The organism is Galbibacter mesophilus (assembly GCF_023721415.1).
Lineage (GTDB): Bacteria > Bacteroidota > Bacteroidia > Flavobacteriales > Flavobacteriaceae > Galbibacter > Galbibacter mesophilus.
Map to the genome: position 1 here is coordinate 836,994 of NZ_JAMQVC010000002.1, position 19,132 is coordinate 856,125.

The 19,132-nt window shown below is 37.3% G+C and carries 16 protein-coding genes; 11 read left to right on the forward strand and 5 right to left on the reverse strand.

Annotated elements, in window-relative coordinates:
* Positions 1 to 353: 353 nt before the first annotated feature.
* Positions 354 to 3,191, reverse strand: coding sequence for a glycoside hydrolase family 2 protein (locus NDQ75_RS10445; protein ID WP_202027420.1), 2,838 nt, complete (start codon positions 3,189 to 3,191; stop codon positions 354 to 356).
* Positions 3,192 to 3,378: 187 nt separating this feature from the next.
* Here NDQ75_RS10445 and NDQ75_RS10450 point away from each other — a divergent pair, with 187 nt between their 5' ends.
* Positions 3,379 to 4,827, forward strand: coding sequence for a tagaturonate reductase (locus NDQ75_RS10450; RefSeq protein WP_202027421.1), 1,449 nt, complete (start codon positions 3,379 to 3,381; stop codon positions 4,825 to 4,827).
* A gap of 41 nt (positions 4,828 to 4,868) precedes the next feature.
* On the forward strand, positions 4,869 to 6,482 hold the full coding sequence (locus NDQ75_RS10455; RefSeq protein ID WP_202027422.1) for a UxaA family hydrolase: 1,614 nt from the start codon (positions 4,869 to 4,871) through the stop codon (positions 6,480 to 6,482).
* 49 nt (positions 6,483 to 6,531) lie between these two features.
* Here the strand turns inward: NDQ75_RS10455 and NDQ75_RS10460 are convergent, their stop codons facing one another.
* A complete protein-coding gene (locus NDQ75_RS10460) occupies positions 6,532 to 7,554 on the reverse strand; it encodes a LacI family DNA-binding transcriptional regulator (protein ID WP_202027423.1) in 1,023 nt (340 codons plus the stop codon).
* 90 nt (positions 7,555 to 7,644) lie between these two features.
* On the reverse strand, positions 7,645 to 8,577 hold the full coding sequence (locus NDQ75_RS10465; RefSeq protein ID WP_202027424.1) for a mechanosensitive ion channel family protein: 933 nt from the start codon (positions 8,575 to 8,577) through the stop codon (positions 7,645 to 7,647).
* Between the two features lie 109 nt (positions 8,578 to 8,686).
* On the opposite strand from NDQ75_RS10465, the gene NDQ75_RS10470 reads away from it, so the two are divergent.
* Positions 8,687 to 9,724: a GMP reductase gene (locus tag NDQ75_RS10470; protein WP_202027425.1), complete on the forward strand. Its 1,038-nt coding sequence runs from the start codon at positions 8,687 to 8,689 to the stop codon at positions 9,722 to 9,724.
* Between the two features lie 15 nt (positions 9,725 to 9,739).
* The gene (locus tag NDQ75_RS10475) at positions 9,740 to 10,846 is read left to right on the forward strand and encodes a serine hydrolase domain-containing protein (protein WP_202027426.1); all 1,107 of its coding nucleotides are present in this window, start codon (positions 9,740 to 9,742) and stop codon (positions 10,844 to 10,846) included.
* Here the strand turns inward: NDQ75_RS10475 and holA are convergent.
* Positions 10,833 to 11,837, reverse strand: coding sequence for a DNA polymerase III subunit delta (holA, locus tag NDQ75_RS10480; protein ID WP_202027427.1), 1,005 nt, complete (start codon positions 11,835 to 11,837; stop codon positions 10,833 to 10,835). The genes NDQ75_RS10475 and holA overlap by 14 nt on opposite strands.
* A gap of 97 nt (positions 11,838 to 11,934) precedes the next feature.
* On the opposite strand from holA, the gene NDQ75_RS10485 reads away from it, so the two are divergent.
* The 5 genes from NDQ75_RS10485 to NDQ75_RS10505 all read left to right on the forward strand — a co-directional run bounded on the left by NDQ75_RS10485 (position 11,935) and on the right by NDQ75_RS10505 (position 16,498).
* Positions 11,935 to 12,381, forward strand: a complete 447-nt coding sequence (locus NDQ75_RS10485) for a type I restriction enzyme HsdR N-terminal domain-containing protein (protein ID WP_202027732.1) — start codon at positions 11,935 to 11,937, stop codon at positions 12,379 to 12,381.
* A 40-nt stretch (positions 12,382 to 12,421) separates the two neighbouring features.
* Positions 12,422 to 13,444 carry a glycosyltransferase family 2 protein gene (locus NDQ75_RS10490; RefSeq protein ID WP_202027428.1) on the forward strand — a complete coding sequence of 341 codons (1,023 nt, stop codon included), beginning with the start codon at positions 12,422 to 12,424 and terminating at the stop codon, positions 13,442 to 13,444.
* Positions 13,445 to 13,541: 97 nt separating this feature from the next.
* A complete protein-coding gene (locus NDQ75_RS10495) occupies positions 13,542 to 14,381 on the forward strand; it encodes an OmpA/MotB family protein (RefSeq protein WP_202027429.1) in 840 nt (279 codons plus the stop codon).
* A 182-nt stretch (positions 14,382 to 14,563) separates the two neighbouring features.
* Complete coding sequence (gene gcvT, locus NDQ75_RS10500; RefSeq protein WP_202027430.1) at positions 14,564 to 15,652, forward strand: glycine cleavage system aminomethyltransferase GcvT; 1,089 nt, start codon at positions 14,564 to 14,566, stop codon at positions 15,650 to 15,652.
* A gap of 33 nt (positions 15,653 to 15,685) precedes the next feature.
* Positions 15,686 to 16,498 (forward strand): sugar nucleotide-binding protein, encoded by an 813-nt coding sequence (locus tag NDQ75_RS10505; protein WP_202027431.1) that lies wholly within the window; start codon positions 15,686 to 15,688, stop codon positions 16,496 to 16,498.
* Positions 16,499 to 16,765: 267 nt separating this feature from the next.
* Here NDQ75_RS10505 and NDQ75_RS10510 read toward each other — a convergent pair whose 3' ends face one another.
* Positions 16,766 to 17,005, reverse strand: coding sequence for a DUF1456 family protein (locus NDQ75_RS10510; protein WP_202027432.1), 240 nt, complete (start codon positions 17,003 to 17,005; stop codon positions 16,766 to 16,768).
* Positions 17,006 to 17,388: 383 nt separating this feature from the next.
* Here NDQ75_RS10510 and NDQ75_RS10515 point away from each other — a divergent pair, with 383 nt between their 5' ends.
* Positions 17,389 to 17,577, forward strand: coding sequence for a hypothetical protein (locus tag NDQ75_RS10515; RefSeq protein ID WP_202027433.1), 189 nt, complete (start codon positions 17,389 to 17,391; stop codon positions 17,575 to 17,577).
* Positions 17,578 to 18,130: 553 nt separating this feature from the next.
* Positions 18,131 to 19,114: an SDR family oxidoreductase gene (locus NDQ75_RS10520; protein WP_202027434.1), complete on the forward strand. Its 984-nt coding sequence runs from the start codon at positions 18,131 to 18,133 to the stop codon at positions 19,112 to 19,114.
* Positions 19,115 to 19,132 lie beyond the last annotated feature (18 nt).

Below are 19,132 nucleotides of genomic sequence, written 5' to 3' on the forward strand. Positions count from 1 at the left end.
TGAAATATGTAAACCTTAATCGTATTCGCAATATCTAAAAAAATTTGCATAAAAAACATATTAATCGCAAAACTGAGTAACAAAATTTAAATTATCCATAGATGTTATTATTTTATGCGTTCTTTAAAATATCTTCAATATCTATTTCATAGACTTGTCTTTTAAAACCATTATGTGTAGAATCAAAATACACTTTGGTGCCTTGTTGGTTACATCTAGGATATAAATCGCAGCGAAATTCCCCTTTAAATTCCGGCGGCTCATAAAAACGACCCAACATCGATATTCCCGTGGGTCTTCAGCACTTCCCTTCTAGTTGAAGTTCATTGCCTTGTTTAATTGTTTTTTCTGAATTATTTAAAGTTAAAATCAAACCAGAGCGTTATCGGGTTCAATTGATCTCCTTCATGATACTTTAAAACTCCTTTTTGCGAGCCAGGCCCCAATTGCTCCGGACCTTTAAATTTGGTGCCTATGGCAGGAATTTCATATGAAAAAGAGATGTCGCCAGAAGGAAAATCCGGCGCCATATGTTTGGGGGTGTCCTCAGGAAATTCCGGGGTGTACAATCTAAAAAACAGTCCGGGTGTTTCGGTATAAATTCTAAAAGGACTTTCCTTGGTATCTAGTTCCAACCAGTACATTTCAGCATGATATCCTTTAAATTCTGGATATTCGATATTTTCATAATCCGAGCCTGTAATAGTATTATTGTACTCTTTTTCCCAAACACCAAATTCAGCTCCATCCAATCTGTTTTTCCATACTCGATAGGGACCATTTCCCATCCATCGAACACCATTTACTTTATCTTCCGGATAATTAAATGTGATCCCCAAATAATCAATCGAATCTTTATGTAATAATGGAGGTGAACATACCAATTTTAGCTGCCCGTTTTTATGAACCGTCCATACTACCTTTTTCGGATAGTTGCTATAACTAATCTCAAGTTGAAAGTTATCCAAGCTATCTTTTTTCCATACTACATTTTCAACTTTATTTTCAATCCCAACAGGAAGGGGACCTCCGCTAAAGGATATTTCATTATTATTTCCCTTCACCACGTTTTTCAACACTCCATTTTTCTTGTCAAAAGAAAAAAGAAGGTTCTTTACGGTAACCATTACTTCTGATGTATTCTCTTTTACCTTTACTTCGGAAGCTTCCTCATTACCTTTAAGAAAGGAAGCTGCCACGTCCTTGGGTTTCTCAATGGGCCATGACCATGTGTATAATTCTTCTTTAGACGGACCGTAAGCGGTAACGCGTAAAAACGTTGATTCTGCAAAATCGTCTGGGAGTGAAAGGTTAACGCCTACTTTTTCATTAGGCTCCGCTTCAGACCCCTTTAATGTTCCTTTGTGCAAGACTTCCACTGAAGACTTACTGTTGAGTTTGCACAGCTCCCAACCAAAAGTACATTCATTCAAATTGGTGTAAATATATTTATTGGTGACCATTAACTTCCCATTGAAATATTCATTTAATACAACAGGATCTATTTGAACGGGGGACCATATTTTTTTAATGGTATAAAAACTTCCTTCTTTTTGGTGATACGGTCCAAAAATTCCATCAGGAGCTTGGTTTCCTGCTCCATCCAGTCTTCCATCTTTATCGGTTCTTTCGACAGCCTCGTCTGCAAAACTCCAAAGAAATCCTCCTGTAAATCTGGGGTTTTTACTGTAATTTGACCAATAATCTGCCAAACCAGCTCCATGGCCGCCATCATACAATCCATGTAGAAATTCCGTTGGGAAAAATACATCCTTCCCTCGCTGCAATCTTCCAACACCAAAATTGAATGTCGGGTAATGCCTTGTATCTATACCGTTCCTAACGCCCCATGGATAAATTACGGGCCTTTTCTGATAGTCATACTTATGGAACCATTTTTCATTTTGAAGATTCCAGCCACCCTCATTGCCATGATCCCAAACTATTACACTAGGGTGATTTTCATCTTTAAGAATCATCTCTTTGATTAATTTCGGCCCAACTATGGTATCGTAAGCATCTTGCCATCCTGTCAACTCATCCAAAACAAACAATCCTAAAGAATCACATACATCCAAAAAGGCTTCATCCGGCGGGTAATGTGACATCCGAACTGCATTCATATTCATTTCTTTCATCAAGCGCACGTCTTCCAGATGGTTCTTCTTACTTAGCGCCCTTCCCGTTGTAGGCCGAAAGGAATGTCTGTTTACGCCTTTCATCACTATTTTCTTGCCATTTACATAAATACCGTCTTTTTCTACGAGCTCCACGGTTCTAAAACCAATTTTTTCTTCTTTTGAATAAAGCGTTTGTCCGTTATTAACTAAAGAGAACTTAGCTGTATAACGTACCGGTTTTTCTGGGTTCCAAGAATTAACTTTATTGAATTTTCCTCCTAACGTTATTAGCGTATCGTTTTTGGATATAGTTTCTATGTTTCCACTGATTTTCTTTCCCTCTTCTGAAAAAAGTTCGACTATCGCATTAGCATTTGGATACGGATTGTTTAAATATAATCTTGCTTTAAAAGTTGCGTCATGTTTTGCATCAATGGCAATTCTTTCAAAATGATGCTCAGGTAATACTTCCAAGTAAACCGGACGAAAAATTCCGCCAAATATCCAAAAATCAGCTTCCCTTTCTGCCCTATTTACCGATTCATTCGAAGAATGCTTTGAAACTTCCACTTCCAATAAATTCTTCTTGCCATACTCCAATAAGTTTGAAATAGGATACTTAAATCGATAGAAAGCACCTTGATGGATTTCGCCAGCCGACTTGCCATTTACGGTAACCTTGGTATCGGTCATGGATCCTTCAAAAACAAGGTTTATCCATTTGCTTTTCCATTCTTTAGGAACTTCAAATTTGTGTTTGTACTCCCCTTTTTCTTTGCTTATTTTTTTTCCCTCATCTTTGTGATCATTGCCATAATTGTAATTACCAAATCCTTCCTGCTCCCAATTGGATGGAACGTTAATCTTAGTCCATTTTCCACTTCGCCGCCCTTCACTAACTTTAAAACTCCATATTTTTGGACTATCTGCCCCTTTCCCGGAAAGATAAACACGCTGGTAGGATGTCTTTTCCTGACCATACAAATTAGATGTAATCAGCAATAAAAAGCACCCTATCCATAATTTAGCTTTTGAATAATTTCGATTTGTAAAATTGGTTATTCGTTTCATTTATTTAAGTAGTTCAGCTGTTTAATGTTTATACCCCGAAGAAGGCAATGTTTCTTTAGTTCAAGTTTGAATTCTAAAGGGTATTTAGTCCAAAAATTTGTTCATTGAAAAAAATACAATACTTTTGTGTAATCGATTACAAATATATGTATTTTTCTATTTATCAATACTTTAATTTTAATTTTAGATGAATCCCTTAAATAGACAATGGTTGAAAATGAAAACGGACTTGCCCATAAAAATAGTCCAATTTGGAGAAGGAAATTTCTTGAGGGCTTTTGTTGATTATGCTGTTCAAAAATTGAATGAAGAAGCAGGCTTCAATGCTGGAATTGCTGTGGTACAGCCTATCGAAAAAGGTTTGGTTGATATCCTTAAAAAGCAAGAAGGCTTGTATACGCTTTTCATGAAAGGGGTTGTTAATGAAAAAGAAATACAGGAAAAAAAACTTATATCGAGTATTGTAAATAGCTTAAATCCCTATACGGACTTTGAGGCGTATTTAAGCCTAGCGAAAGAAGCATCGCTTGAATTTGTTGTTTCCAATACCACGGAGGCAGGGATTGCATACGTGGCATCAGACAAACCCACGATGGAACCTCCAAGTTCTTTTCCAGCAAAACTTACGCTTTTCCTTTATGAAAGATATAGACACTTTGAAGGAGATCCTAACAAAGGTCTTACCATCATTCCATGTGAACTGATTAATTATAATGCGGATACCTTATTAAAAATTATCCTTCAGTATTGTGATGACTGGCAACTGGAAAACACGTTTAAAAACTGGTTATTACAGCACAACAGTTTTCACAACACTTTGGTGGACAGAATCGTGCCAGGATATCCTAAAGATGATATTGAAACGTACCAAACAGAGCTTGACTACCAGGATAATCTGATAGTAACTGCCGAAAAGTTTTTTCTTTGGGTAATTGAAGGTGGTGAATCATTGAAAAAGAAGCTTCCGTTCCACAAAACGGATTTAAACGTTTTAATCGTTCCGAATATGCAACCTTACCGTACCCGTAAGGTGAGGATATTGAACGGTGCGCATACGACCATGGTGCCCTTTGGGATTCTGTACGGAAATGAAACGGTAAAACAAACCGTTGATAATGGATTCACCGGAAAATTTGTTCGGGATACTGTTTTTAATGAAATCATTCCAACACTGGAACTGGAAAAAAATGAACTGACAAAATTTGCCAACGAAGTGTTCGACAGGTTTAGAAATCCGTTTATAAAGCATCAGTTATCCAGCATTGCCCTAAATTCCGTTTCAAAATTTAAAGTACGTGTCCTGCCCAGTCTATTGACTTACCATAATCAATTTGGAAACCTCCCTCCTAACCTTACCTACGCATTTGCTTGTTTAATCCTGTTCTATAAAGGAAATTGGAATGGAAAAACCCTTCCTGTCCAAGACGATGCTGTGGTTATCACCCAATTCAAAAAATACTGGGAACTCGACACTATTTCAGAAACTGTAACCGCTGTCCTATCCGATAAAGAGTTATGGAATCAGGACTTAACTGAAATAAAGAATCTTACGCCTTCCTTGGTTAGGGCTTTGGAAATTATCGAAAATGAAGGTCTTGAGAACGGATTTCATTCCTTTACTGAAAAGACACATTGAAAAGTAGATTTGGAGGATTTTTTACCAAAAATTGATTGAAAATGACAACAAAACTGATAAAAATACACCCAACCGATAATGTTGCCGTGGCTTTGGAGAATCTTCAGAAAGGAGAAGAAATAGTATTTCAGGGGGTAAAGATTACCATGCAGGACGATGTAAAAGCCAAACACAAAATTGCTTTGGAAACACTCGAAGCCAAAAGCAAAATTTTTATGTACGGCGTTCTTGTGGGCAGCACAAACAAAAAGATTGATAAGGGGGCATTGCTGACAACTGAAAACATTGTACACCAAACATCCAGCGTTACTAAAAAAACTAAAGATATTTCATGGACCGCACCCGATATTAGTCAATGGAAGAACCGAACGTTTAACGGATATCATCGAAGTGACGGACAGGTAGGAACGAGAAATGTCTGGTTGTTCTTTCCTTTGGTTTTTTGTGAAAACAGAAATATTGAGGTTTTAAAGGAAGTTTTTGAAAAGGAACTTTTAAATGAAGAAGTTAATAAACACCGTTTGTTTCTACGGTCTCTCATCCATGGAAAAAAAACTCCTTCCACAGAAAACGATAGAACGGAAACGGTTCCTGTTTTCAATAATGTGGAAGTAAAATTCATAACCCACCAAGGTGGTTGTGGCGGCATCCGCCAGGATTCGGAAATGTTGGCCCGTCTGTTGGCGGGTTATGTAAACAATCCTAATGTTGCCGGTGCTACGGTGTTAAGTTTAGGCTGTCAAAACCTTCAGGTAAAGACATTTCAAGAAGCTTTAAAAACCATTGCCCCGAATAGCGACAAACCCATTTTGATGTATGAGCAACAGCAAATGGGAACCGTGGAAGATATGCTGAACACCATCATCACGGATTCTTTCGCTGGGATAAAAAAAGCGAATGACATACAACGAAAACCAGCTCCATTGTCCAAATTAAAAATTGGGCTGGAATGCGGCGGTTCCGATGGCTTTTCGGGAATTTCAGCAAACCCAACGCTGGGCTACGTATCGGATATGATTTCCGCCCTAAAAGGAACGGCCATACTTTCTGAATTTCCGGAACTTTGCGGCGTGGAACAGGAATTGGTAAACCGCTGCGCTGATGAACAACAAAGTAAAAAATTTCTTAAACTGATGAAGGATTTTGAACGGTCTGCAGTTAATGCCGGCTCAGGATTTGATATGAATCCATCGCCAGGAAATATCAAGGACGGACTCATAACGGATGCGATGAAATCGGCAGGAGCGGCCAAAAAAGGAGGCTCCTCTCCTATCACCGCAGTATTGGACTATACGGAATATTCAACCAAACCAGGCCTTAATTTATTGTGTACCCCTGGAAACGATGTGGAAAGCACTACCGCCATGGCAGGTTCTGGCGCTAACATCATTCTTTTCACAACCGGGTTGGGAACTCCTACTGGAAATCCGATCACGCCCGTAATCAAAGTGGCATCCAACAGCGAACTCGCCAAAAAAATGCCTGATATTATTGATGTGGATACCGGTCCCATTATCCGAGGGGAAAAGAGTATCGAGGAAATGGGCGAGCAACTATTGGAATATATTATTGAAGTGGCCAGTGGCAAAAAATCCAAAGCGATGAAATTAAATCAAGATGATTTTATTCCCTGGAAACGAGGGGTATCGCTATAAAAATCAGTAGCACTAATTATATTTAAAGTAAAAATGCCTAATTCTTAAGTTACTGAAGCTTCCGGCTGGAAGATTTCCTTTTCTCTAAAGTAGCCTTAAGTGCCACTTTCTTTTCTATTTTTCCTTGTTCATTTTCTAATTGTTCGAGGAAAACTTTGGCCGCCGTTTTACCCATTTGACGCGGTACTTGGTCGATTGAGCTTATGGACAGTTCCAGAAATTGGGTAAAAGGTTCGTTACTAAAACCAACGACACAAAAATCGCTGGGGACGTCCACATTCAATTCTTTTAATTTTTGAAGGGCTCCCAAAGCTATATAATCACTTGAACAGAATACAGCGTCTGGAATTTCCTTCAGCTTAAATAGCTTTTCAATAGCATTTTGACCATCGCCTATTTCACTTTTGGCCTTGATCAAATAATCAGAATTATAAGAAATCCCATAGTCCTCCAACGCCTTTTTATATCCTTTGAACCGGTGCTTATAAATAGCTAACTTCCAATCACCGGAAATATGGGCAATTCGTTTACATCCTTGTTCGATGAGGTGTTCTGTAGCCTCGTAAGCGACTTCATAATCATCTATGGTAACAGTGCTTACCCCCTTCATTTCCTTCACTCTATCAAAAAAAACCAGAGGAATGTCTTTGTTTAAAACAGACTGAAAATGGACTGTTTTCTGTGTAGTTTTAGAAACCGACATCAGTACACCATCAACTTGGGCATTCAACAAATTAGAAATTGTTTCTATCTCTTTTTCTTCATTTTCATGGGTTTGGCAAATGATAACATGGTAGCCCAAGGGATATAATTCCTCTTCTATTCCGCGAATCACAGTAGAAAAAAAATTCCTATCAATATAAGGTACAACAACGCCCACATTTTTACTTTTCCCACTTTTTAAAGCCAAGGCCAGCCTGTTCTGCTCATAATTCATTTCCGCGGCCTTCTTTACAACTAAATCCCTCGTAGCCTTGCTTATCCTTGAATTATTATTAAGCGCCCGTGAAACGGTTGCTGCCGTAATATTCAGTGCTTTGGCAATGTCGTAAATCGTTGTTTTTTCGCTCATGAAATGAAAAAAGAATTTTGTCCAAACAATTGGAAGTTTTTCAAATGATAAATGTAGATATATTGCACTGTAATCTTAGAAATTGCCGCTTTAATTCTCGGCAGACTTTTCCTGTTTTTTATCAATAAAGGTAACGGGCAACTCAGTTTCCTTTCCATAAAGTTTAATTTCATGAATATCCGCAGGCATGTAATATCCGGCATCTTCCAAGGCTTCTTTAACTCTACGCACCACATTTCCTTTCGTTAAAAGCGCATTCATTCCAAATTCCTTGGTATCTACCCAAAAGAACACTTTTAGGTTTACCGTGCTGGTATCTAACTTATCTTCAGTAACAAAATTTACGTGTTCTGCATCCGTAATTACATCTGGTTCTTCGCTGAGTGCCTGTAAAACCACTTTTTTAGCACCGTCAATATTGTCTTCATAAGCAATCCCAATAACAAAATCATACCGAAAAAAACCATCTTCTGTGTAATTGGTTACAGGGTGTGTGATTACATCGCTGTTCGGAATATAAACATCTTTACCATCAAAAGTTTTTAGTTTGGTATAACGGAATTCCAGCGTTTTTACTTTCCCAAAAATATCGCCGATTTCCACCGTATCATTTACATTGAAAGGTCGGTTAAAACTCAATATTATTCCAGCAATAAAATTTTGACCCACGTCTTTAAATGCAAATCCCAATACCACGGCACTAGCTCCTGCTGCTGCCAAAATTCCTGCGGAAACATTCCCTAGCCCGGCAGCATCTAACGCCAATAAGATGAAAATAATTATTAGTATAAACCGAATGGCATTACCCAAAAATTTACTCATCAATGGGTCTTGGGTACGTTTTTGAATTCTAGCTTTGGAAAACTGCCCAATCCAAGTAGCTATTAAAACCCCTAAAACCAAAATTAGAATTCCCAAGGCATATAAAGGCAACGCTTCCAAGAAGTTCGTCCAATATTCTACCGTTGAGGTTTTCACGTTTTCGTAAACATCTAATTCTTGGATTAAAAGTAAAAATTGCATAAAAGATTGATTAAAAAGGATCATGTTTTTAAAATTACTAATTTTAATTGAATGAGAGGTTTCTTCTTTTGGGGAATAACACTAAATTCATACACCAAAACTTGCGTTTATGAGAATTGAAAATGAAATAAAACTAGGATTTAAAGATGTAATGATACGCCCGAAGCGTTCTACCTTAAAATCCCGAAGCGAAGTTTCCCTACAAAGGGAGTTTAAGTTTAAGCATAGCAATCATCTTTGGAAAGGGATTCCCATAATTGCTGCTAATATGGATACTGTTGGTACTTTTGAAATGGCCACCGTACTGGCAGAACATCAATTAATTACTGCTATCCATAAACATTATTCCATTGAAAATTGGCGAAACTTTTTAGCTGACAAACCCGATTCTTTTTATAATTATATCGCAGTTAGTACCGGAACCAGTAAACAAGATGCGGAAAAACTAAAAGAGATTACCGATAGTTTTCCTAAAATTAAGTTTATCTGTATTGATGTGGCGAATGGTTATTCAGAACACTTTGTTGACTTTGTGAAATATGCCCGCGATAATTTCAACGATAAAATAATAATGGCCGGAAACGTTGTAACTGGGGAAATGGTAGAAGAATTATTAATTGCTGGCGCCGATATTGTAAAAGTTGGCATTGGTCCTGGAAGTGTTTGTACTACAAGGATTAAAACTGGCGTTGGCTATCCACAACTTTCCGCTATTATAGAATGTGCAGATGCTGCGCACGGTTTAAGCGGTCAAATTATTTCTGATGGTGGCTGTAAAATTCCTGGCGATATAGCCAAAGCATTTGGAGGCGGCGCCGATTTTGTCATGCTCGGCGGTATGCTTGCTGGACATACCGAAAGCGGCGGCGAGATTGTAACAAGAAATGGAGAAAAATTTAAGGCTTTCTACGGAATGAGTTCTGAAACAGCCATGAAAAAACATGCCGGAGGCGTAGCCGACTACCGTGCCAGTGAAGGGAAAACTGTTGAAATTCCGTACCGCGGGGATGTGGTATACACTGTACAGGATATGCTTGGGGGTTTACGATCTACTTGCACCTATGTGGGCGCTGCTAGGCTTAAAGAATTGACCAAAAGAACTACTTTTATTAGGGTCCAAGAACAACATAACGAGATTTTTTCCTAAACTGAATTTGAATACATGAAAACAACCTTTTTAAAATATATATTTCCAATTTCTATATTACTAGTTTCCTGCAGCGGCAAACAAGAACTTCCAGAAATGACATTTCCTACTGAAAGTTGGGAAGAAAAATCACCCAAGGAACTGGGGGTTGACAAATCGGCAATGCTTGATGCGCTTGATTATCTTAAATCGGAAAGCGGTAAAGATGGTTTGGAAGAAGTTATGATTATTAGAAATGGATATTTAATCCACAGTGGGGATAGCGTTCACAAAAAGCACAACATATATTCTTCCACTAAATCATTTACAAGCACAGTTTTTGGATTACTAGCGGAAGAAAATATCCTTTCTGAAGAGACGCTGGCGGCCACCATTGATAGTAATTTAATGGAACTGTATCCAAGAGTTCAGCTGAATCACTTTGCCAGTATGACGTCGGGTTATTCTGCGGTAGGCGATAGCCGTTGGAACGAGCCGAGTAAAGATTGGTCGATTACCCCGTACAAAATAGATACGCCTTTATTTGAACCTGGTACAGCTTACGCTTACTGGGACGAAGCTCAAATGATGTTTGGTAGGTTACTCACCATGAAAGCTGAAAAATCACTAAAAGAAATTTTTGATGAAAAGATAGCCAGCCAAATTGGTTTTGGTGAATACGAATGGTGGGCGGAAGGAAATTACAACAATATCCCGATTAATAACGGATGTACTGGAATCTCGATTGATGCCAGTCAGTTAGCTCGCTTCGGACACTTATTCTTGAATGAAGGAAATTGGAATGGCAAACAATTGATTAATCGAAATTGGGTAAAGAAGGCTACGAAAAATCAAGTTTTGGCAAATAAAATAGCAGAAACAGACCGAAATAACGTGGACGGAAGGGGCTGTTATGGATACAATTGGTGGGTAAATGGCAAAATGCCTTCAGGTACTTACCACATGCCAGATGCGCCCAAAAGTTTGTATTACGCAAGCGGATTTAATAATAATATGTGTTTCATAATCCCAGAATGGAATATGGTTATTATTAGGCGCGGTGAAGACGGAAATCCGGAAAAAGGCAAGAAAGAGGTTTACAATGAATTCTTCAAGCGACTATCCAAAGCTATCCAAATATAACCACCAAAAGCTCCTTTAATAAATCAGCTTGGGAAACATTTACGGAGCCAACACCCTTGCTTTTTACGTCGATTTCTCTAAGGTGCGCTACAATTCTACTACTCTGTTTCATTGGGTAATTGCGTGCAGCTGTTTGATATTCCCCTACAAAATATGGGTTGATTTTTAAAGCGGAAGCAACACTACCTTTGGAGTGGTCTTTTAATCCGTGGTATTGCAGCAATTGCGAGAAAAAACTGTAAATCAGCGATACGGTAACTACTAACGGGTTATCCTTTGGATTTTGGGCAAAATAATTAACTATACGGGTAGCTTTTACAATATCCCGCTCCCCGATGGCCTTTCGAAGTTCAAAATTGTTGAAATCTTTACTAATCCCAATATTTTCTTCAATATGCGTAGGAGTAATTTCCTGTTCCTTCGGAATAATCAATTGCAACTTTTCGAGTTCGTTATTGATTTTTCCTAGGTCAGTTCCTAAAAACTCTACCAGCATTTGCGCGGCTTTTGGGGAAATACGGTAGTTTTTACCAGCTAATACACGTCGAATCCAATCGCCTACCTGATTTTCATACAACTTTTTACTCTCGTAAATATAACCTGTTTTGGCAATAGCTTTATAAGCTTTTTTACGCTTATCCAGCTTCTTGTATTTGTAGCAAATAACCAAAACCGTGGTAGGTTGTGGGTTGAGTCCATATGCCTCCAATTGATCAATGGTACGCGACAAATGCTGCGCTTCTTTTACAATTATAACCTGTCTTTCTGCCATCATTGGAAAACGCTTCGCACTGGACACGATTTCATCAATGCTAACATCTTTTCCGTAGAGGACCATTTGGTTAAATCCTTTTTCTTCTTCAGATAAAATAGATTGTTCCATGTATTGCGAAATCTTATCAACATAGTATGGCTCCTCCCCCATCAAAAAATAAATAGGCTTTATGTTTCCCGCTTTTACATCGTTTACAATCTTCTTTATTTCATCCATAAAAAGAATAGTGTTTTTTAAAATCCAAGCTCGTCATTTTTATAATTCAATAAAAAATCAAGACGAGTTCTAAATGATATTTCTGATATTTGCCGACATGCAACCATTAAATTTTCCAGCATATCAATTCCGTTTCAAAAGTAGCGAAAATAAAGTCCAAATTTTTGATCCCATACGGAAAAAATTTATCCAATTACAACCCGAGGAGTGGGTACGTCAGCACGTGGTTTCTTTTTTAATTACTGAAAAAAACTATCCCAAATCCCTTATCAATGTGGAAAAAGAGTTATTGGTAAACAACTTAAAAAGAAGGTACGATGTGCTGGGATATTACCCCGACGGAAGAATCCATCTGGTTGTAGAATGCAAAGCACCTTCCATAAAAATAACCCAAGAAACATTCGACCAAATTGCCCGATACAACTTGTCGTTGAAAGCGGATTATTTAATGGTTACCAACGGACTGCAACACTACTTTTGCAAAATGGATTACGAACAGGAAAAATATGTTTTTCTAAAGGATATTCCATCATATATGCTTTAATTTGCAATCGGTTAAAAAAAGACGAATTTTATAAACACGAATGAAGATAGCTGTTGTTATACTGAATTGGAACGGTAAAGCCCTTTTGGAAAAATTTTTACCTTCAGTAATCAACCAATCTCCGCAAGCAACCATTTATGTAGCCGATAATGCCTCTACGGATGATTCCGTAATCTTTTTAAAGGATAACTTTCCGCAAGTAAAAATCATTCAGAATAAAGAAAATGGAGGCTTCGCAAAAGGTTACAACGAAGCTTTACAATATGTTGAAGAAGATATTTTTTGTCTTTTAAATTCGGATGTGGAAGTTACCGAAAACTGGTTGCTACCCATTGAAGAAACGTTTAAGAAATATTCCAATGTAGCTATTCTTCAGCCAAAAATATTGGACTACAAAAACAAAAATCATTTTGAATACGCCGGTGCCGCGGGCGGGTTTATCGACAGGTTGGGATATCCTTTTTGTCGCGGACGAATTTTTCAAACTTTAGAAGAGGATAAAGGTCAGTATAACGACATCATTGATATCTTTTGGGCCACGGGTGCCTGTATGTTTGTAAAAAAAGAGGTGTTTAGAATGCTTCAAGGTTTTGATGAAGACTATTTTGCACATCAAGAAGAAATTGACCTTTGCTGGCGCGCTCACAACAGAAACTTGAAAATATTATATGTAGGCACTTCAAAAGTGTATCATGTTGGCGGTGCTACTTTAGGAAATATGAATCCGAAAAAGACGTTTCTAAACTTCAGAAACTCCCTTTTCTCCATCACCAAAAACCTTCCGAAGCGAAAAGTAATCCCACTTATCGTAGCCCGATTATTTTTAGATGGAATTGCTGCCGCGCGGTTTTTATTTCAATTTAAATTTTTACATTTACTAGCAATATTAAGAGCCCATCTTAGTTATTACTATTATTTCGTTAGAATATTCAAAAAACGTGGGGTTATTAATAAGGATATAAAGTATTTTGAATGTACGTCTATTGTATTGAGTTATTTCTTGGCGCAGAAAAGGTATTTTTATGAAATTGTAAATCAGCGCTCTTCACCGAATAACAAGTGATTTAAGAGAAAATTAACTAAAAACGATGTACATACAGTTGCTTTTTATATAATTTTGTTTTAAAATGTTAAAACGTTAATTAAGTAAAATCATAATCATGAAAAGAATTTTTTTATTAGGTGCCATGAGCGCTGTTTTTCTAACTTCTTGTGTTTCTTCTAAGAAATATGCTGAACTAGAGCAAAAGCATAAGGAAACCCAAGATTTGTTGAATTCCGCAACAGTGAAGTTAAACTCCTGTCTTGCTGAAAAAGAAAACTATAAAGAGCAAATAGACGTGCTTAAGGCAAACAACCAAGAGCTTATTAACAACATGGGGAACTTAACAACCCTAACGTCTAAAGGTGCCGATAACCTTGAAAAATCTTTGGAAAGCTTACGTGAGAAAGATCTTACTATTAGAAAATTGCAGAATGCAGTTACACGTAGAGACTCTGTTAACTTAGCTTTAGTTCAAAGTTTGAAAGGAGTTTTGGGTAACTTAGACGATGAAGATATCAACATCAGTGTAGAAAAAGGTGTTGTTTACGTTAATATTTCTGATAAACTATTATTCTCTAGCGGAAGTACAACTGTTTCTTCAAGAGCTAAAGAAGTATTAGGTAAAGTAGCTACTGTTGTTAAAAACAAGCCAGATTTCGAATTTATGGTTGAAGGTCACACCGATACAGTGCCAATCCGTACTGCAGCCATTAAAGATAACTGGGACTTAAGTGTTCTTAGAGCAACTTCTGTAGTTAGAATCTTACAAGATGAGTTTGGAGTAGCGCCAGCTAGAATGACTGCTGCCGGTAGAGGTCAGTATGTTCCTGTAGCATCTAACGATACTGCTGATGGAAAAGCTAAAAACCGTAGAACTAGAATTGTTATCTTACCTAAGTTGGATCAATTCTACAGCATGATTGAAGAAGGAATGAAAGATCCTAAGATTAACTAAGGATTTAATTTTCTAAAATATATTTTTAAAAGCACCGCAATCGCGGTGCTTTTTCTTTTAATATCCTTTCCAAACGTTCATTGCAGCACTATAACATTTATTTATCAACTTATTCTTCCCCATTTGTTTTATTCCTCACTTTATTTTAAATAATTTTGCAGCGCAATTTTAAAACAATCGGCATGAAGAATACGGCTTTAACAGATACACATATAAAATTAGGCGCTAAAATGGTTCCCTTTGCAGGATATAACATGCCTGTACAATATGAAGGGGTAAATATCGAACATGAGACTGTAAGAAAGCACCTAGGTGTGTTTGACGTTAGCCACATGGGCGAGTTTTTGGTTAGCGGGCCAAATGCATTGACACTTATTCAAAAAGTGAGCAGCAACGATGCCGAAAAACTTTCCATTGGAAAAGCACAATATTCTTGTTTACCGAATGAAGATGGCGGAATTGTAGATGATTTGATTATCTATAAAATAAAAGAAGAACAGTATTTGTTGGTGGTGAATGCTTCCAATATTGAGAAAGATTGGAATTGGATTTCCAAATACAACGAAGCTATTGGCGCAGAGATGCGCAATATCTCAGACGACTATTCCTTATTGGCTATACAAGGCCCAAAAGCGGTGGAAGCTATGCAATCGCTTACCCCTGTTGACCTTTCAGCTATAAAATTTTATCACTTCGAAGTTGCCGAGTTTGCAGGTATCGAGCACGTTATTATTTCAGCAACTGGATATACAGGAAGTGGTGGTTTTGAAATCTATTGTAAAAACAGTGAAGTAGCGCAGGTTTGGGACAAAGTTCTTGAAGCTGGGAAGGATTTCGGTATCAAACCGATTGGTTTAGCTGCACGTGACACATTACGTTTGGAAATGGGTTATTGCCTTTACGGAAATGATATTGACGACTCTACCTCTCCTATTGAAGCCGGACTTGGATGGATTACAAAATTCACGAAGGATTTTGTGAATTCCGAAGCTTTAAAAAAGCAAAAAGAAGAAGGCGTTTCTAAAAAGCTTGTTGGTTTTGAAATTACTGAAAAAGGAATTCCAAGACATGGATATGAAATTTTGAATACGGAAGACGAAGTAATTGGAAATGTGACCAGTGGAACCATGTCCCCTTCTTTAGGAAAAGGTATTGGATTAGGTTATGTTTCAACTGAAAATGCAACCGTAGGAACAACTATTTATCTTCAGATTAGAAAGAAAAAGGTAGCAGCTAAAGTTGTTAAACTTCCATTTTACCAAAATAAATAGAGAGCCTACGAGTTCTCTTAAAAAAGAGAGTTATTGAAGAGGATTTTGATACTGGGGGCAAGCGGATTTATCGGCGGGACGCTCTACAAAGAACTTTGCACGTATTTCGACACGTATGGCACTTACCATACAGGAAAAATATACTCCAATAACAAGCACTTTTTTCATTTTGATATGGAGAATGATGATTTGTTTGATGTGCTTACCAAAGTTCGTCCAAATGTAATTATTTCAGCTCTTAGAGGAAATTTTGAAGCACAAATAGACACGCATTTGGATTTGGTAGATTACTGTAGGGCCAGCAACAGTAAGCTTATTTTTCTGTCTTCTGCCAATGTTTTTGATGCGTTTAGCAATTATCCTTCATACGAGTACGACAAAACACTTTCTATAAGTACGTATGGTAAATTCCAGATAAAAATAGAAACCGCGGTGATGACATTGCCTGAAAAAAATTATGTTATTGCCCGGGTTCCAATGGTTTTTGGAAGTGCTTCCCCCCGACTGAAAGAATTAAAATATTTCTTGGATAAAAACGACGCTTACGAAGTGTTTCCGGACTTGGTAATGAATGTCACTAATGCCGATAAACTTTCACAGCAAATCCATTATATTATCAATAGGAATCGAAAGGGGGTTTATCATTTAGGCAGTTCAGACCTTATTCACCACGATGAATTTATAAAAGAAATGATAGAAACGCTTGGGTACCAAAAGCCATTGCTTAAAAACGTATACACCTCTAATTTCGATCGGTTTTTAGCGGTACTTCCAAAAGACAATAAACTACCAAAGCATTTAATCTTCAGTCACTTTGACGTTATAAACGAATTAAAGAATAAATAGTTATTTGGAAGTGAAAAGTGTGGGTGTTGGGTAAAAAAGTACAAATTTAAAAGTGTAAAGTAAAAAGTTGGCTTTTGGTTGGTTAGACCTTATAATTGTTAGGTTTCTTAGTGGCAAAGGTTCAGAAGAGCAAAGTCACAGAAATTTTAGTTGGCAGCCTTTTATTGCCTACTTACTGAACACTCACCATTGGGTACTATTATGACGCTATTTTATTTTCGGACTTCCAGCTTCTGTCTTCCGTCTTCAGGCTTCCGACTCCAGAAACTACTTTTTCTTCTCTGGCATAGGACCACGAAGATGAATTATTAGTCCGTTTAAGAAGTTACGCAGTATTTGATCTCCACATTCCATATATTTAGGATGATCTTCATTTCTGAAGAACGCCCCTAATTCACTTTTACTAATTCTGAAATCAACCAATTGAAGGATTTCAACGATTTGATCATCCCTTAATTTGTGAGCTACGCGTAGCTTTTTAAAAATATCGTTATTTGATAATGCCATGCCGCAAAGATAAATAAAAGATGAACAATTACCGATAATCCTTCTTTAATTATGGAGCTGGAAGGTTTCGGGAATGTTGAATTTGAATTGTTAGGTCGTGGAGTTGTTAGGGTGCAAAGTTTTCTCGTTATTCGTTGTTAGTTGTTCGGGTAGAACTAGAAACTTTTCAATCTTCTAGGGTCATATCGACCATCGGGAGATATCACATCCAGTTATTCAAAAGTATAATGTGATTTCTCTGTCTTCCCTTCGGTCAGCTTCGAAATGACTTGAAAAACTCTTTATACTTCCAGCATTCGTCATAGAACCCCGGTCTTCCGACTCCCATCTATTTGAGTTATTTAATGAAGTTTTTAGCATAAATGACCATCTTTTTAGGTTAAATGATGAAGTTTTTAGGTGTTACACTCAAACGTTTAGATAGCATAGCTAAAGTTTTAGGTTATTTTTTAAAACTTTTAGGTGTCATACCTAAACTTTTAGATGTTTTACCTAAATTTTTAGGCTTACCACCTAAAGTTTTAGCCTCGAGACCTAAAATTTTAGGGTCAGGACCTAAAACTTTGGCTTAAAGACCTAAAAATTAGTCGATTCAGCCTAAAAACTCTGTTTTAAAGACTAATCGGAATGTAATTTCATCTAAAAAGTTGGATTATGATCCAAAATGAAAGGTTTTTGAGCGGTTAAGTCACAGAAAAGCAAATATTTATCGTAGCAATGTTCTTCGTTGTTCGATATTCGTTGGTCGATGAAAAACTAGCAATAAGCTATACGCCATATGCATTAAGCGGGGTCCGCAAACTTTCCAAGCGTAGAGCTTAAGGCTTAGGGCAACTTTCGTGATTCGTTGTTCGGGTAGAACTAGAAACTTTAAACCAGAAACTCTTCAAACCTCTAACATCTAACCTCCAGCTTCTATTTTTGACATTGTTTAGTCGTTCAGTTGCAAAGTTGTTGGCAATGTGAATAGAACTGGAAATGTCAAACCAAAAACTCTTCAAACTAAAAATGGGGAATTTTCCCTTATGCTGTTATTTCAACGTGAATTATGTACCGTTCACACAAAAAATAAAATAGTGTAGAAGCTTTTTTACAATCTTTGTTTCACAATCATAACCACACCAAATGCTTAATAATAAAAACATTACGGTTACAGGGGGCGCCGGATTCATAGGGTCGAACCTATGCGAGGCTTTGCTGAGACTGGGTAATTATGTAACCTGTCTAGACAATTTTTCAACAGGCCATAAAGAAAACATTGAAATCCTACTCAAATCCCCAAAGTTTAAATTAATAGAAGGTGACATACGTGACTTAGAAACTTGTCAAAAAGCCTGTGAAAATCAAGATTATGTTTTGCATCAAGCGGCCTTGGGTTCTGTTCCGAGATCCATTAACGACCCGATAACCACTAATTCGGTTAATATTGATGGTTTTCTTAATATGCTTTGTGCGGCTAGGGATCAAAAAGTGAAACGTTTTGTATATGCCGCCAGTTCTTCAACCTATGGAGATTCAAAAGAACTCCCAAAGCGGGAAGATAACATTGGTAAACCGCTTTCTCCCTATGCTGTTACTAAATATGTAAACGAACTTTATGCAGATGTTTTTCATAAAGTATATGGTATGGATACCATCGGGTTGCGCTATTTTAATGTCTTCGGAAGAAAACAAGATCCCAATGGAGCGTATGCAGCGGTCATTCCGAAGTTTGTAATGGAATTTATGAAGCATAGCTCCCCTACCATCAACGGTGATGGATCATACTCGAGGGATTTCACCTATATCGACAATATTGTTCAAATAAACATATTAGCGCTTACGGTAAAAAACCAAGCCGCACTTAACCAAATTTACAATGCAGCCTGTGGAGAACGCACCAATCTTTTGGAGCTGGCTAGTCTTTTAAAAAAGAATCTCATTCAGTTTGATTCAAAAATTGAAGAGATTTCAGTAAGCCATGGGGCATGCCGAACAGGTGATATTCCTCACTCTTTAGCCGCTATTGATAAAGCAAAAGAATTATTGAATTACGAACCAGAATACAATGTTACCAAGGGTTTAAAAGAAGCTGTTGAGTGGTATTGGTATAACTTGAAATATATGTAAAAGCATCCATCAGAAATA

Excerpts from the sequence above, each read along its gene's own strand:
- NDQ75_RS10510 (WP_202027432.1), bottom strand. The coding sequence starts at position 17,005 with ATGGCATTATCAAATAACGATATTTTTAAAAAGCTACGCGTAGCTCAC.
- NDQ75_RS10460 (WP_202027423.1), bottom strand. The coding sequence starts at position 7,554 with ATGAGCGAAAAAACAACGATTTACGACATTGCCAAAGCACTGAATATT.
- NDQ75_RS10445 (WP_202027420.1), bottom strand. The coding sequence starts at position 3,191 with ATGAAACGAATAACCAATTTTACAAATCGAAATTATTCAAAAGCTAAA.
- NDQ75_RS10455 (WP_202027422.1), top strand. The coding sequence starts at position 4,869 with ATGACAACAAAACTGATAAAAATACACCCAACCGATAATGTTGCCGTG.
- NDQ75_RS10465 (WP_202027424.1), bottom strand. The coding sequence starts at position 8,577 with ATGCAATTTTTACTTTTAATCCAAGAATTAGATGTTTACGAAAACGTG.
- NDQ75_RS10515 (WP_202027433.1), top strand. The coding sequence starts at position 17,389 with ATGATGAAGTTTTTAGGTGTTACACTCAAACGTTTAGATAGCATAGCT.
- NDQ75_RS10495 (WP_202027429.1), top strand. The coding sequence starts at position 13,542 with ATGAAAAGAATTTTTTTATTAGGTGCCATGAGCGCTGTTTTTCTAACT.
- holA (WP_202027427.1), bottom strand. The coding sequence starts at position 11,837 with ATGGATGAAATAAAGAAGATTGTAAACGATGTAAAAGCGGGAAACATA.
- NDQ75_RS10475 (WP_202027426.1), top strand. The coding sequence starts at position 9,740 with ATGAAAACAACCTTTTTAAAATATATATTTCCAATTTCTATATTACTA.
- NDQ75_RS10490 (WP_202027428.1), top strand. The coding sequence starts at position 12,422 with ATGAAGATAGCTGTTGTTATACTGAATTGGAACGGTAAAGCCCTTTTG.
- NDQ75_RS10520 (WP_202027434.1), top strand. The coding sequence starts at position 18,131 with ATGCTTAATAATAAAAACATTACGGTTACAGGGGGCGCCGGATTCATA.
- NDQ75_RS10485 (WP_202027732.1), top strand. The coding sequence starts at position 11,935 with ATGCAACCATTAAATTTTCCAGCATATCAATTCCGTTTCAAAAGTAGC.
- NDQ75_RS10470 (WP_202027425.1), top strand. The coding sequence starts at position 8,687 with ATGAGAATTGAAAATGAAATAAAACTAGGATTTAAAGATGTAATGATA.
- gcvT (WP_202027430.1), top strand. The coding sequence starts at position 14,564 with ATGAAGAATACGGCTTTAACAGATACACATATAAAATTAGGCGCTAAA.
- NDQ75_RS10450 (WP_202027421.1), top strand. The coding sequence starts at position 3,379 with ATGAATCCCTTAAATAGACAATGGTTGAAAATGAAAACGGACTTGCCC.